Source organism: Paenimyroides aestuarii, from assembly GCF_024628805.1.
Lineage (GTDB): Bacteria > Bacteroidota > Bacteroidia > Flavobacteriales > Flavobacteriaceae > Flavobacterium > Flavobacterium aestuarii_A.
The window spans coordinates 963395-978723 of record NZ_CP102382.1; the positions used below are offsets into that span (position 1 = coordinate 963395).

A 15329-nucleotide genomic window follows, 5' to 3' on the forward strand; every position below is an offset into this window, starting at 1 on the left:
TTAGAAGAAACGCGACGTGTTGATACGGCGATACTTGTTAAACAATTCAAATCTTAAGAAAACCTCATGCGATCCGTTGTTGTAATTCGCTAACTTAGTAGTTTCACCATCATAGCTGTAACCTATAAACAAACCGTCGGTAGCTTGAAAACCTACCAAGCCGCTCCAAGCCGCATCCCAACGATAGGCTCCACCAATTGTAAATTTGTTACTAATTAAGAAATTGGCTGTGATATCTGCTTGTAAGGGTGCTCCGTTTGTTGCTTTAACCAAAAATGCCGGTTTAAGTTTAAGCATGGGATTCAACTCAAAAACGTGTCCGCCAATGAAATAGTACGTCATTTTGGTCCGCATCGTACTTTGCATATTATCATCATAACGAGTTGTTTCTAAAAAATTGGGTACAGAAAGCCCTAAATAGCTTTTTTCATTATGCCAATAAACGCCGGCACCTATATTCGGTGTAAATTGTCCGCTGATATCGTTTTGAAAATTAGGGTCGTTCGGATTGTATGTCAATAACTTGGAATAAGCTACATTGAGCATATTACCTGATCCTTTAATACCGAATGAAAATTTACTACCGCGGCTGTTTAAATCAATCGTATATGATAAATCTACACTTACCGTATTTTCGTCCATAATTCCTAATCCATCATTAATAAAACCTATTCCTAACCCCAACTTACTATCTCCTAAGGGCGTATTTACAGAGAAGGCGTTTGTTTTTGGTGCACCTTCTAAACCCACCCATTGTGTGCGGTGCAAACCAAAAATACTTAACGAACCACGGCTGCCGGCATAAGCAGGATTAATGTTTACCGTGTTATACATATATTGCGTAAATTGTGGATCTTGTTGTGCGTTGGCAGAGAAGCTTACTAAAGCTAACAAAGCCCCTATGATTTTTAATCTCTTCATTGCTTTTTAGTTTAGTTTTGATTTTCGAGGTGAATATATCCCACTTTCTTAATCCATTGATTTTCTCCATTGCGATTGTACAAGTATTCCACCACATAATAATAGGTTCCGATAGGTAGTTTTTCCCCACCGCCCACAATTCCATTGCCTTCGGCGATGCCAACAAATACATTGTTTTTACTGTTATAGTTTTTGGTTTCGTACACTTTACGCCCCCAACGATTGTAAAGAATGACTTGATTATCCGGAAAATGCTCGATATTATCAATGATTAAATAATCGTTGATTCCGTCACCGTCAGGAGAAACACCATTATAAACAACTACATCTCCTGGGTTTAAGAACTTCTCTTTGATTTTTCCCAGTGTAAATATTCCGAAGCCATCTACCTGAACGGGAGTGGTCACTGTTTTTGCAGTTTTATCAACAATTCCGCCTTCATCTACCCAAAGGTTTTGAGCTGCATCCCAACGAACTATATGCAAGTCTTGTGTTCCGTGAAATTCTGCTGGCGTGGTTTGATCGTGCCATGAAAGCGTAACCATTACCGAACCTGTTGTTCCTGAAGATGGATTGATTGTCCAATATTCTTGATTGTTTACAGCAGAAATAATTCCTGTTCGGTCTTTGTGAGGATATGTTTGATTGGTGTTCTCTATAAAATACTCGCTCATATAGCTATGATCTTCATTTGTAGGAGCTGAAATTCCTGCCAAACGATAGAATCCCGATTTACCAATGGGAAAAGTAAAGGCATTGTTACCTTGCTTTTCTACCATTCCTTCGGCATAACTTCGGTCGCTAGCATTCATTTGCGAAGCTCCATTGCCAAATAATAGTTGCCCACCAACAGTTTTGTTGATACGAACAATGCCTTCTATAAAGTTCCCTACCCCATCAATAATCATATCGCTGTTCAAATTAAATGAATACGGTGTGGAGGCATTATTAAAAAGCACATCAAAATGTTTTGATGGTTGCGAACCACTTATTGTTTGTTGCTGACTGCCTTGAAAAACTGTGTAACCTGTATTTTGGTTTGTTGAGTGGGTAAACAAGCCGTCGTTATTATAATTCTTATAGAACTGAAATTCCCCGTCGTTAAAAATTATTCCCGATGTTTTATTTTCAAAATCAAACTGTGTAGAAATTACCGTATTGGGCAACACATACAATTCGCCGTGATTTACCATGATATTCTCTGAAGACTGCGCATATATTGCAGAACTAATGGGAATAAAAAGCAAACCTATATTTATAAAAGTTTTTTTCATAGTTTATGATTTTAGGTTAAATCCATAAAACATATTATTGTTTAGTAAGCTTTATCACCGCTTTTTAAACGATGAAAAATCACAAACTATAAGTCAGATATTTTGTAAATATGAATAGAAACTTTACCATCTGTTAAAAGACCTAAATCTAATACAGAACCTTGCGCACCAAATGAAATTAAATCTCCTGCTGTTAATGTGTGTAGCGTATTTATAGAGGTAGAGGTCACAGGAACAGAAGCTAAGGTAATTCCTAAAATAGAAACCCGCACGGCGTCAACCATCTTTTGTTCCAAAAGCGTATTATTTTTTAAAACAGCAAGATTTCTTCCTCCAAGAAGTCCTAAATCAACTCCGCCTTCCAATTGCACTTCAAAATTGATAGCGTATATTCCCGTTGAAGGCACAGTATAATTTCCATTACTAAACAGTGCAGAATTTCCCAACTTTGTATCACTTGTTTGCAAGTTGATTTTAGACCAATTAGTTCCTCCTATGGTTAGACCTAATAAACTCCAAGCTCCGTCGTTTTCAGCTCGGTAAACGGTCGTATTTCTTGTTTTGGCAAAATCGCTTGCGTTTGCTGTTTTTAGAATGCCTGTTGCGTCTTGTAAAAGAACTTTATCGCTAGGTAATTGTGCAGCAGTTGTTGCTGGCAAACCCGTAACTTTCAACTTTCCTGTAATACCGGTAGCTGTAGTGGCAATGGTTAAATCATTGTTTGGAGTAGTGGTAATTGTTGTTGATGTTGCTAAACTACCACCTAAAGCAATATTATTGCCAGTTTTGGTTAAACCATTATTTGCTGTTATTACTGCGGGAATATCCGTACTATTTGCAATTCTGCTCCATTTGCTACCGTCGTTATAATATTGACCTGGAACCACATCATTTATTGTGGCGGTATTATAAACAGTCATACCTTGAACATGTGCCGATAGTGGTGCAAAAGAGGTTGTGGATGTTAATGCAACGCGGGGTAGCAAAACACCTTTGTTAGTTGCCTCTACTTCTAACATGGCATTGGGGTTTGGTGTGCCATCTGTTCCTCCAATTTTTACTTGCGCCGATGCTAAAGCGCTAAATAACACAGCTGATAAAAAGATAATTTTATTATTCATAGTTCATTTAGTTTAGAAAAACCATCTGCTTTGAAAAAACAGATGGTTTGATTTAAAAAATTATTGGGCAGAGAATTCTACAACTGCTTTTACGTTTAAGTTTGAGGTACTCAAAACATTATACATATTACCTGTTCCAATTTTAAATGATAAATTGTTTCCAGTTAAAGCAATATCAGTTGTAGAAGTATTTATTAGGCTGTTATCAGTGTTCAGCAATTTAATGCTAACTATTTTTCCAATGGTTGTTCCTGCGGCTGGTATAATCGTAATTGTGGATACATTCGCTGTATTTCCAGTAACAGTAGCAGCATAGACTCCTGTGTAAATTTTACCACCATCAATCCATGTATCGCCCGTATTTACAACAGTTGATTCATTATAAACATCCCCTAATTGATTTTTAATTTCTTGTTTTTGAACTGCTGTAGCATTGGTAATTGCATTTACAATTGTTTGGGCTATATCAACCAATTCCTTCACCCCCGTAGTATTGTTTATAGTATAAAATGAAAATGCAGGAATTGTCAATTGACCTGCGGGAGTTCCTGCTGCAATCTCTGTTCTTGTAAAATAAACGTTTCCACCTTCATTTAATAAGTTGTTTACAATATCTTCAATTGCATTTTGCACATCTGTATTATTCTCAATTGACCATTCTACATCAGCGGTCACATCCATATAATTTTTAATGGTTGCATTCTCTGTTAGGTATTCATAAACCACCTTTTGAGCTGCCTTTGGATCTGCAGTAACCTGCACATATGCTGAATTATTAGTACTTTTTGCAAGCGTTGTTAGGCTTTCATTAGCTTTTACAATATCGGAGAAAGCTGTTGCTGGAACTGCCTGAGGTGTACCCGAAGCATCGATGATATTAAACATGATATTTCCTCCTGTGATTGATGCTGTAACGATTCCTTCTGGCAGATCGGTATTGTCAATCATTTCTTGAATATATTGCACTAATGTTGTGGATGTGGAGCCACTAAAGCTGGTGGATGCGTTAATAATGGTATCTAAATTTTGTACAACAGCTGTTGGTATATTGATTGTAACATCTACACCCGCTTCATTCTTGTAGGTATAAGTAGCATTAGCACCGGCAGTTAAGGTAGTAATTGTTTCATTTGATTTTACGATTGTACTAAAAGCTGTATTGGGAACAGTTACCCAAGTGGTTCCGTTCCATTGTTCAAAAGAGGCTTGATTTGGTGTAACACTTGTATCGATTACAATTCGGGTTTCACCAGTTTTTGTAACATTTTCAGATATATACTCGATATATTCTTCAACAGTAGAATAATTTGTTCCACCACCACCAACAGTGCTATTTATAAATTCATTAAAGTTGTTTACCACACCACCAATAACATCAATTTGATAAACACCAGTTTCGGTTCCAGTTACGGGGTCGGCAGTTCCCGTATAACTTTCAGAAACGTAGTACTGTTTATTGTTTATTGTAACAATTTTTGTTTTAGATTCATTTCCTTTAATTATAGCAATAATGTCGGTGGTAATATCTTTTTTGGTATAATTTGTTCCATCAAAGTAAACATATTCAATAGTAGGATTTGTTCCAGGAGTAAAAACCATGCCTCCTCCGAACGTATCACCTGTTACAGCAGGATCAACCAAATTATTTGCCGGAAAAGCTACTTTTAAAAGATTGATAATTTTATTCAGATCGGCTTGCACATCAGTAATATTTGAAATAGCTTCGTCTAACTGTGATTGGTTAACTATTCGTTCCCAATGTGCAGTTGTAGTACCATTTTGAATGGTCCAATAATAAAACCCGGGCGAAACAGCAGTACTACCCGTACCCGAATTGGCTGTATTATAAACCAAAAGACTTTCGATTTCGGTTCCTGTGACTCCACTAAAAGAATCGGTTTCCGTTAATGAAACTCTCGGTATTAAAACTCCTTTATCTGAAGATTTAATCTCTAACATGGTGGATGAAGCAGGTTCAGAAGTTCCTATACCTACTTGAGCATTTGCGAAATAAGCAGACCCACATAAGGCCGCCAACATAGTAATTTTTCTCATAGTTAATAAAATTTCAATTAGTTGTTCTTTTTATATAATTTTCTCGTATATATCTTTTTTAAAGAGGTAAAATGTGACTTTTCTAAAAAAAACGGTCTAATAATTGAGCTTTAAAACATAAAAAGCTTAGACTACATAATAAAAACAAGAACTTTTGATTCGTATTTTTTGTAAATATATGAATTAATAATTCTTATTTGAAACATTTTTAACATAAAAAGGAACTATTTGTTCCTGAAACACTATTTTATAATGAAGGAAGCAAATGAACGATTGAGACAACTTCGTAAACAAAAACAATACACTCAGGAAGATTTAGCAAAAAAATTGGGTATTTCTTTAAGAGCCTATTCTAAGATTGAAAGTGGGGAAACACAATTAACTTTAGAACGCTTAAATGAAATTTTAGATATTTTAGGAGTTACAGCACTTGAGTTTTTTAGCAATGAATCAGCGCAAAATAAAAGTTTACCAGCAACGGGCAATGCATCAATACCGCTTATTCAGCATTACCAAGAAACAATCTCAATGCTTAAAGAACATATCGAAACTTTGAAAAATTTAATCGAAAAAAAATAGCAAACGAAAAACCGTTTGCCATTGAGAAATTAAAACCTTTTGTAGTTATTTTTAGGTGCGAACCATTTGCACATGCGGAATATTGTCTTCTAAATACACTTCAGAAGAAGTCACAAAACCATGCTGGTTGTAAAACTTTTGCAAATGGGCTTGGGCAGAAATGGTTATATGACCGGTTTTATACAAATCAAAAACAGTTTGCACTGCAGTTTTCATTAGTAAATGCCCGATATTTTTTGCCCGATACGATGCATGTACCACCACACGCCCAATGCTACTGCTTTTGTATTTTACACCAGGAGCAATTACGCGCGCATAAGCCACCAGCACCTCATCATTGTTCCAAATTAATACATGTGTAGCTGCTTGATCGCAACCATCGGTATCCAAATAGGCACAATTTTGTTCTACCACAAAAACTTGGTTTCGCAAATCTAAAATGTGGTACAACTCGGTAGCAGAAAGTTCTTGGAACGATTTAATTTCCGTTTTCATTAAAATTTATGGTTTTTATAATTGCTTCTACTTCTAAAATTTGATCTCGTTTGTTTTTTAAAGGATTATTAACGTATCCTTCTACAAACAAATAGCGTTGGTAATATTCATCGCGAATGGCATACGAAATAAAAGGTCCTTTGAGGTAGTCGTTTACCGTTTCCCAACTGCCCACAATTCTGTAAGCGGGCATTTGCAACATATTTTCTTTTGAAACAAATTGATATTCTTTTGTGTTTGTAGTGATATAAGCAGTATCTTTTGCGGTTTTAATAAATTTCTTTCCAATAAAATTGCGTGCTTGCAAAAGATGTTCTTCAACAGAACCTTTGTTGTTTTCAATTTCGGCTATGGGAAATTCATACAATACTAAATTCACACTACCCGAAGATAAATCTTTTTGATACCACAAAAACGGAAATTCGCTTTTTACTTGCAAATGATAATCATCCGGAATTTTTAAGGTGCATCCAAAAAACTCTTTCAATTCTCTTAATTCTTTGGTAGAAGTGCGTACCACTTCGTGCGTTTCTTCATTTAATTCAGATGCCTTAAAAACCGAAATAACAGAATCGGCTCGTTTTTTAAACATCGCCAATAAATCGCTTTTTGTTTTTGCTCTTAAAAAAAAGAAGTTTTGCGGTGTGGCGTGCACGCTTTTCTGCAACAAAAATTCATGTTGGGTATGTATCGAAAAAAGCACAATGTTTCGTGCTGTTTTGGCTCTTGTAGTAAAAATACTTGGATCTAATTGCACCAAATCAAAAATGGGTTCTGTGGTGGTGCTTTCTGCTGTGGTTTGCGCAAGATGTGCACGTATGCTATCGCCCAAACTGCCCACCCACAAGCTGTCGTCAATTACCAAAACCACTTCGTTGCGATTTCCAAACGAGGGCTTTAAGCTGGCTGTTGGCGTTTGTTCTTTTTTACTGCAACCAAAAAGCAATCCGAAAAATAGTATCAAACAGAAAAAATACTTCATAACGTCAGATCTTCATTTTTGTAAATTTACACAAACACGCGGAAATTTCACTTCAGAATAGAATTAATTACAAATTAAAAACACGTTAGAATAAAACCTACCATATTTTATTTTTACATTTATAGCATACATTTGATAAATTTTTCTTGAAATGCAAGTTTTAGTAGTTGAAGATGATAAAAGAATAAGCGACTTTTTAATAAAAGGATTGGAAGAAAACGGTTATGTGGTAACGCTTTGCAAAAATGCCGAAGAAGTGTTGAACCATTTCATAAACATTGAATTTGCATTGATTATTTGCGATGTGATGCTTCCTGGAATGGATGGTATTCAATTGGTGCAAACACTGCGCTATAAGAATAACAACACCCCTATTTTAATGCTTAGTGCTTTAAACACTGTGCAAGATAAAGTTTCGGCATTAGACTTTGGTGCAGATGATTACCTCACCAAACCTTTTCATTTTGATGAATTGCTTTCGCGTATCAAAGCACTTACAAGACGCAATCCGGCACTTACAAAAGAGAAAGTAGAAAACAACAAAGAATACGGAGCATTGCTAATTGATCTTGATCAGTACAAGGTTTTTGTAAACGGAATAGAAGCAGAACTTTCACCGCGCGAGTTTAAACTATTGAACTACCTAATTGCCAACGAAGGTAAGGCCGTAACACGTGTACAAATTTTAAATGCCGTTTGGGGCATCACTTTTAACAATCACACCAATGTGGTTGACGTGTATATATCGTACCTGCGCAATAAAATAGAGAAAGAAGACAACAAATATATTCAAACCGTAAAAGGAGTTGGATATATGTTTAAAAGCTGATACATGAAATTAAAACACCGCCTTGCCTTGTATTCTATTGTGATCTTTAGTGTCATTATCCTTATTGTTTCTGCAGTGGTCTATTTTTCTTTTTATACCCAAATGGAAAAAAAGGAAATACAATCGCTTGAAAACAAAACCCTTCTATCTGCTTTATACTATTTAGAACAAGATGAACTGCCTACTTTTGAACACGAAAACGTGAAAAGCATGTTGCTGAAAAGCATCTCCCGGAAAAACATCATCATCTATGATTCTATAAATAAAAAATTCAACGGTGAAATGCGGTTCGATAAAAACATCACCAATGATTTTATTGAAATGGTTCGAACAAACAACAACCATTCATTTACGGACGAACACTTTTTTTATAACGGTATTTTTTACCATGACAATCAAGGCGATTTTGTGGTGATTACCCGCGAACCAAAAGATGAATTTAACGAGCAAATGCTTTCCTTGTTGCATATTTTGGCAATTGTATCGGTAATTGGGCTTGCTTTTATTTATTTCTTTTCTCTTTTTTTAGGACATATTGCTTATGAACCTATTCTAAAAATTATTTCACAAATTAAAGAGCGCGACACCCGCAATTTTAATCAACCGCTTGAATTGAAGAAAACATACGCCGAAATTGATGATTTAATGGAAACTTATAATCATTTTATCCATAAAATTTCGCAAACATTCACGATTCAAAAAAACTTTATCGATTATGTTTCGCACGAACTTCGAACACCAATAACTGCCTTATTGGGAACTTTGGAAGTTGCTCACAACAAAAAACGCACCCTAGAAGAACACGAACAAATTATTAATCAATTAAAACAATATACCAACGATTTACAAGAAACATTAGACCAAATGATGCTGCTTTCGGGTGTGAAAACCAGTTTTGAGTTTAAATCGGTGCGTATTGATGAAATTGTTTGGCAAGTAATTGAAAACGCTGTTTTGTATCACAATGCACAAATTGATGTTGATTTACAAGTAACCAACGAAGCGTTGCTCACGCTGCAAGGAAACGAACAAATGCTTGAAGTTGCCCTAAACAACTTGGTGGGCAATGCTATAAAATATTCAGGCAACAAACTGGTTAACATTCGTTTTTACGAAAAAAACAACCGCTTAATTTTGGCAATTATTGATCAAGGAATCGGTATTCCTGCAAGCGATTTAAAACAAATTAAACAGAACTTTTACCGCGGCAACAATACCGGCGAATTTCAAGGCAAAGGTATTGGGCTTTCTATGGCAGATATTATTTTGCAAATGCACAATGCCACGCTTACTTTGAGCGCAAATCACCCAGTGGGAACTATTGTTGAATTAGCCTTTTAAAAACCAATTCTAATCTACTTTTAATTTTAACTAAAACCCTTTTTAATGTTCCAACGATACTTTTGCTTTCTAAAAGTATCATACAGTGAACAGAATTTATTTAACCATCCTTTTTATAGGGTTCACGTCTTTAGTTAAGGCGCAAACCTATCAATTAACTGATTTAGAAAGTCAGTTTTTACAGAAAAACTATGTATTAATAGCAAGCAAGTACAATATAGAACGCGCCGAAGCCGAAATTGTTCAAGAAAAACTATGGCCAAATCCCAACCTTACTGTTTCTGAAGTGAATCTTTGGAAAACCTATCAAATCGAAGAGCAACCGCCCATATTTGGAACATACGGTATCAACCAACAAGTTACAGTAGAATTGGAACAACTTATCGAAACGGCCGGAAAACGCAAAAAGCGTGTGGCTTTAAAACAGTTAGAAAAAAACAATGCCGTTTTTGAATTTGAAGAGTTAATGCGTTCTCTAAAGAAAGAATTGCGCCAAACTTATTATACGCTGCATAAAGTACAAACCGAAGAACTGCTTTTAAAAAATATGGTTGCGTTGTTTCAGCAAATGAGTGACCAATACGAACGCCAAACCGAACTAAAAAACGTTCCTAAAGCTGAATATTTCCGTATGCAAACCGAATTAATTGCTTTGCAAAAAGAACAAGTAGCATTAGAAAATGAAAAAACAGAAAATATTCATAAACTAAGAGTGCTTACACAGAATAGCACGCTTGAAATAAATCAAATAAGTTTTCCAAAACAGGCATTTTCACCTAAAAATCTGCCGATAGACTTGCAACAAGCTGCAATGCAGAACAATATAGAGCTGAAACAACAACAAAACGAAACCCAAATGGCACGCCAACAATTGCTTTTGGAACAAGCAAAACGCATACCCGACCTAAATATTCAAATTGGATATGACCGCGGCGGGAACATTATGCGCGATTTTATGGGCGTAGGTGTAAGTGTTGATTTACCCATTTTTAACAAAAACAAAGGCGCTATTAAAGCAGCCAAACACACGATAGATCAACAAGAAAAACAGCAACAAGCATTAGAAACAGCATTAGATCAATCTGTGCAACAACTGCAAAGCCAATTAAGCATTATCAATCAATCATTACAAAAATGGTCGGGTATGCAAACAAAAGAGCACGAACAAATGATTGAGAATTATAAAAAACACCTACAAACCAAACAAATTACACTTTTAGAGTTTTTAGATTTTACGCAAGCATACCGCGAAGCACAACAAGCTTATAACGAATTAGTAGAAAATTACCAGCACACCCTAGAAGAACTAAATTATTTAACAGGAAAAGAATTATAATATTATGAAAAAATACAGCTTATTACTCCTTTTTTGGGGCGTTTTGTTTACGGCTTGTAAAAAAGAAAACGATACTCTAGAAACCACTACAGAGAAAAAAGCATTTTGTTTAAGCAACGAATTGCACGCCAACACCCAAACCACGGCAATTAGCAAACAACCCATTCAAGAACAATTGACCTTATCGGGCAAAATAGAATACAACGAAAACGATTTGGTTGCCTTTAAAAGTTTGCTGCAAGGAATTGTTGAAAAAGTGCATTTTGAATTGGGCGACTATGTAAAACAAGGTCAAGTTTTAGGAGTAGTACGATCGAACGAAATCCAAGATTTAATGCAGGAAAAACGTGCACACGAGAACCAAATAGCCCTTTTACAAAAGCAATTGCAAAGCAAAAAAGAATTATTAAACGACGGTATGGCATCGCAACCCGAAGTTTCTGAAATTGAATACGCATTAAAAGCAGAGCAGATCGAAGCTGAGAAAATCAATGCTTCTTTAAAAATGTTTCGCGGGACAGGCAATGGTTTTTTTCAAATTTTGGCGCCTAAAAACGGATACATCGTTCAAAAAAATATGAGTTCGGGTATGGCAATCACTGCAGATGACCAAGAGCCGCTTTTCTCTATATCAAACCTAAAAGAAGTGTGGGTAATGGTGAATATCTATGCCAACAATTTAAAATATATTCATAAAAACGACCCTGTAAAGGTTCGAACGGTTGCCTATCCTGATAAAATCTATTCGGGAAGAATTGATAAAATTTACAATGTATTCGATGCTAATGAGCATGTTTTAAAAGCACGGGTAATACTTGAAAACCAAGAATTGAACTTAATGCCTGGTTTGAGTGCCGATATTATTATCGATAAAAAAAACACCCAAGGCGAAGCTTTTGCCGTGCCAAATAAAGCAATTGTATTTAGCAATAACAAAGAGTATGTGGTGGTTTACAAAAACAAATGTTCGTTAGCTGCAAAGCAAATCAATAGAATCGCTAGCAATGAAGAATACACCTTCGTTCGTGAAACATTTGCTGCCGATGAAAAAATTGTAAACACCAACGCTTTAATCATTTTTGAAGAATTAAACCAATAAGTTATGCAGAAATTTGTACAGAACATCGTAACCTTTTCCTTGAAAAACACCACTTTTGTGCTTTTTGGGGTACTGGCTTTGCTTTTTGGAGGAATCTTCGCACTGAAACAAACGCCCATTGAGGCGTTTCCTGATGTAACCAACACCAGAGCCCGAATCATCACCCAATGGCCAGGCCGCAGTGCCGAGGAAATGGAAAAACTTGTTACGCTTCCCGTTTCAAAGGTAATGAACAGTATTCCGCATAAATCAAACATTCGCTCTATTTCGCTTTTTGGACTTTCGGTGGTTACCGTGCAGTTTGAAGACGGTGTAGATGACTTTTATGCACAGCAATATGTATCAAACAAACTGGCAGGCGTGGATTTGCCCGATGGTGCCGATGCTGAAATTGAACCACCTTCAGGAGCCACAGGTGAAATATTTCGCTATATCATAAAAAGCAACCTTCCGCTGAAAGAAGTAACTGCTATTCAAGATTGGGTTATTGAACGCGAACTGCTTTCTGTTCCCGGCGTTGCAGACGTGGTGAGTTTTGGTGGGGAAAAAAAATCGTTTGAAGTAAAAATAAATCCTACGGAGTTGAAGAATTTCGATTTGTCGCCGTTAGATGTTTACGAAGCCGTTTCCAAATCAAACATAAATGTAGGTGGAGATGTGATTGAACAAGGAAATCAAGCGTATGTGGTTCGTGGTGTGGGTTTGTTGGATAAAATTGAGGATATAGAAAATATCACCATAAAACTCAATGGATCTACCCCCATTCTTATAAAAAATGTGGCAGATGTGTTGGTATCACACAAACCACGCTTAGGACAAGTAGGATACAATGAGCAAGATGATGTGGTGCAAGGTATTGTGATTATGCTTCGTGGCGAAAATCCATCAAAAGTGATAGAAGATCTTAGAGCCAAAATTACTGAATTAAACGAACGCACCTTACCAGACGATGTAACAATCGAAACCGTGGTAGATCGTACCAAATTGGTTGATAATACCGTGAAAACCGTATCAAAAAACTTGGTTGAAGGTGTGCTTTTGGTATCGTTAATCGTTTTTGTGTTTCTTTACAACTGGAAATCTACTGTAATTGTAGCATCGGTTATTCCGCTTTCGTTTTTGTTTGCTATCATTATGCTCAAGATACAAGGCTTGCCCGCCAACTTGATCTCTATGGGTTCGCTCGATTTTGGTTTGTTGCTCGAAGGAACGCTCGTAATTGTTGAAACCGTATTCGTTGCCCTCGCCACGCTGTCGCACAAAGTGGGCCCTGAACGTTTCGCAAAAATGAGCAAAATGGGCGTTATTAAGAAAAGTGCTGGTAGTGTAGCATCTTATATCTTTTTTGCATTAATCATTTTAATTGTGGCATTGTTACCTATCTTTTCATTCCAAAAGGTAGAGGGAAAAATGTTCTCTCCGTTGGCGTTTACATTGGGTTATGCTTTGTTGGGTTCATTAATTTTGAGTTTAACCTACGTGCCGGCAATGTGCAAACTATTATTCACTAAAAACATAGAAGAAAAAGAGAATTTCATTACCCGTTTTTTTCAAAAAACAGTTTTTGGTTTATACAGTACCGCTTTTAAATATAAAAAAGCCACTTTAGGAATTTTCTTGGCAATTTTAGGCGTTTGTGTGTTCAAATTCATGAACTATGGTTCTGAATTTTTACCGAAATTAAACGAAGGTGCAATCTATATTCGTGCAACCCTTCCGAATAGTGTGAATTTGAAAGAATCGACCCGCATCACCAAAGAAATGAAACAATTGATGCAGAAAGATTGTGAGGAAATTGATTTTATTCTAACACAAACCGGGCGACCGAACGATGGTACCGATCCCACCGGATTTTTCAACATTGAATTTAATATTCAGCTAAAAGACGCAGCCGATTGGACCCGAAAGGTTTCCAAAGAAGACATTATTCAGGAGCTTCGAACCAAATTAAACCGATATCCAGGGATTACCTTTGGATTTAGTCAACCCATTCAAGACAATGTGGAAGAATATGTTGCCGGCGTGAAAAGTGCGCTAGTCATAAAGATTTTTGGGGATGATTTATACGATCTGGAAAAATATGCTAATAAAGTGGCAGCGTCTATTGCAAAAGTGCGCGGTATCACTGACATCAACGTTTATAAAAACATTGGTTTACCGGAATTGCGCATTCAACTGCACGATTCCAAAATGGCTCGATACGGCATTCAAACCGCCGATGTTCAGGCTGTAGTTGAAATGACCATTGGCGGACAAGCTGCTACCCAGTTTTACGAAGGCGACCGCAAGTTTGATGTAATTTTACGTTTTCAGGAAGCTTATAGAGATTCTCCTGAAAAAATTGCAAACATTTTAATACCAACAAGCAACGGACACAACGTTCCTTTACAAGAAATTGCTACGATTGGTTACAAGACTGGCCCAGCATTTATTTATCGCGAAGGAAACAGCCGCTATATTGGTGTAGGATTTAGCATTGAAGGACGAGATTTAGGCAGCACTATTGCCGAAGCCAAAAAAGTAGTTGCGAAAGAAGTGAAACTTCCGAAAGAAAATTATACCGAATGGGCGGGTGAATTTGAAAGTAAAGAACGTGCAACAAAGCAGTTAGCATTGGTTGTTCCGGTTTCGCTGGTGTTGATTTTATTATTGCTGTACACCAATTTTGGCAACATTAAAGACACCGCAATAGCATCGTTAACATTACCTTTTGCTTTTATTGGTGGATTTATCTCACTTTGGTTTACAGGAACAGTTTTTGGTATTTCGGCAGGTATTGGTTTTATTATTCTGTTTGGTGTTGCAACGATCGACGGTATTGTTTTGATAGGCGTTATAAGCGAAAATTTAAAACAGAGAATGAAACTAAAAGAAGCCATTGCAAGCGGAGTGAAAAGCAGAATACGCCCAGTAGTAATGATTGCTTTAATGGGATCGATGGGATTATTACCCGCAGCATTATCAACCGGAATGGGATCTGAAATACAAAAACCATTGGCAATTATGATTGTAGGCGGATTGATTGTGTGTTTAATTTTATCCTTTTCCATACTTCCAATAGTTTTTTATTACGCATATAGAAAACAAAAAGAATAAAAAACTTTAAAATAATATACAGATAACTTACACATAACCGTTCGTTTACCCTACTGCAGTAATTTAGCAGCATCATTCAAAATAGTTAATTATTCATTAACGAACGAGTGTTTTTTATCTATTAAAGCAAGTTGCAACATGGCAACTTGCTTTTTTTGTTTCACATAATATTTTATTGACAGATAAATAGTGTTATTTTTA

12 protein-coding genes are annotated in these 15329 nt (G+C 36.2%); 6 read left to right on the forward strand and 6 right to left on the reverse strand.

Going from position 1 to position 15329, the window contains the following annotated elements:
- The 4 genes from NPX36_RS04665 to NPX36_RS04680 form a co-directional block, all read right to left on the reverse strand.
- Positions 1–921, reverse strand: a complete 921-nt coding sequence (locus tag NPX36_RS04665; RefSeq protein WP_257500251.1) for a PorP/SprF family type IX secretion system membrane protein — start codon at positions 919–921, stop codon at positions 1–3.
- Positions 922–932: 11 nt separating this feature from the next.
- Positions 933–2195 carry a gliding motility-associated C-terminal domain-containing protein gene (locus NPX36_RS04670; RefSeq protein ID WP_257500252.1) on the reverse strand — a complete coding sequence of 421 codons (1263 nt, stop codon included), beginning with the start codon at positions 2193–2195 and terminating at the stop codon, positions 933–935.
- A gap of 86 nt (positions 2196–2281) precedes the next feature.
- Entirely contained in the window at positions 2282–3316 is a 1035-nt protein-coding gene (locus tag NPX36_RS04675; RefSeq protein WP_257500253.1) for a hypothetical protein, read from the reverse strand.
- A 60-nt stretch (positions 3317–3376) separates the two neighbouring features.
- Complete coding sequence (locus NPX36_RS04680) at positions 3377–5371, reverse strand: hypothetical protein (RefSeq protein WP_257500254.1); 1995 nt, start codon at positions 5369–5371, stop codon at positions 3377–3379.
- 252 nt (positions 5372–5623) lie between these two features.
- Here NPX36_RS04680 and NPX36_RS04685 point away from each other — a divergent pair, with 252 nt between their 5' ends.
- Entirely contained in the window at positions 5624–5950 is a 327-nt protein-coding gene (locus tag NPX36_RS04685) for a helix-turn-helix domain-containing protein (protein WP_257500255.1), read from the forward strand.
- A gap of 51 nt (positions 5951–6001) precedes the next feature.
- On the opposite strand, the gene NPX36_RS04690 is transcribed toward NPX36_RS04685, so the two are convergent.
- Both NPX36_RS04690 and NPX36_RS04695 read right to left on the reverse strand, forming a co-directional pair.
- Positions 6002–6445, reverse strand: coding sequence for a GNAT family N-acetyltransferase (locus NPX36_RS04690; RefSeq protein WP_257500256.1), 444 nt, complete (start codon positions 6443–6445; stop codon positions 6002–6004).
- On the reverse strand, positions 6429–7427 hold the full coding sequence (locus tag NPX36_RS04695) for a DUF4837 family protein (protein WP_257500257.1): 999 nt from the start codon (positions 7425–7427) through the stop codon (positions 6429–6431). Before NPX36_RS04695 ends, NPX36_RS04690 begins: the two co-directional genes overlap by 17 nt.
- Before the next feature lie 151 nt (positions 7428–7578).
- Here NPX36_RS04695 and NPX36_RS04700 point away from each other — a divergent pair, with 151 nt between their 5' ends.
- The 5 genes from NPX36_RS04700 to NPX36_RS04720 all read left to right on the forward strand — a co-directional run bounded on the left by NPX36_RS04700 (position 7579) and on the right by NPX36_RS04720 (position 15128).
- A complete protein-coding gene (locus NPX36_RS04700) occupies positions 7579–8256 on the forward strand; it encodes a response regulator transcription factor (protein ID WP_257500258.1) in 678 nt (225 codons plus the stop codon).
- A 3-nt stretch (positions 8257–8259) separates the two neighbouring features.
- The gene (locus tag NPX36_RS04705) at positions 8260–9597 is read left to right on the forward strand and encodes a sensor histidine kinase (protein ID WP_257500259.1); all 1338 of its coding nucleotides are present in this window, start codon (positions 8260–8262) and stop codon (positions 9595–9597) included.
- A gap of 85 nt (positions 9598–9682) precedes the next feature.
- Positions 9683–10933 carry a TolC family protein gene (locus NPX36_RS04710; RefSeq protein WP_257500260.1) on the forward strand — a complete coding sequence of 417 codons (1251 nt, stop codon included), beginning with the start codon at positions 9683–9685 and terminating at the stop codon, positions 10931–10933.
- Positions 10934–10937: 4 nt separating this feature from the next.
- Positions 10938–12032 (forward strand): efflux RND transporter periplasmic adaptor subunit, encoded by a 1095-nt coding sequence (locus NPX36_RS04715; RefSeq protein WP_257500261.1) that lies wholly within the window; start codon positions 10938–10940, stop codon positions 12030–12032.
- 3 nt (positions 12033–12035) lie between these two features.
- Positions 12036–15128, forward strand: coding sequence for an efflux RND transporter permease subunit (locus NPX36_RS04720; protein ID WP_257500262.1), 3093 nt, complete (start codon positions 12036–12038; stop codon positions 15126–15128).
- Positions 15129–15329: the final 201 nt, after the last annotated feature.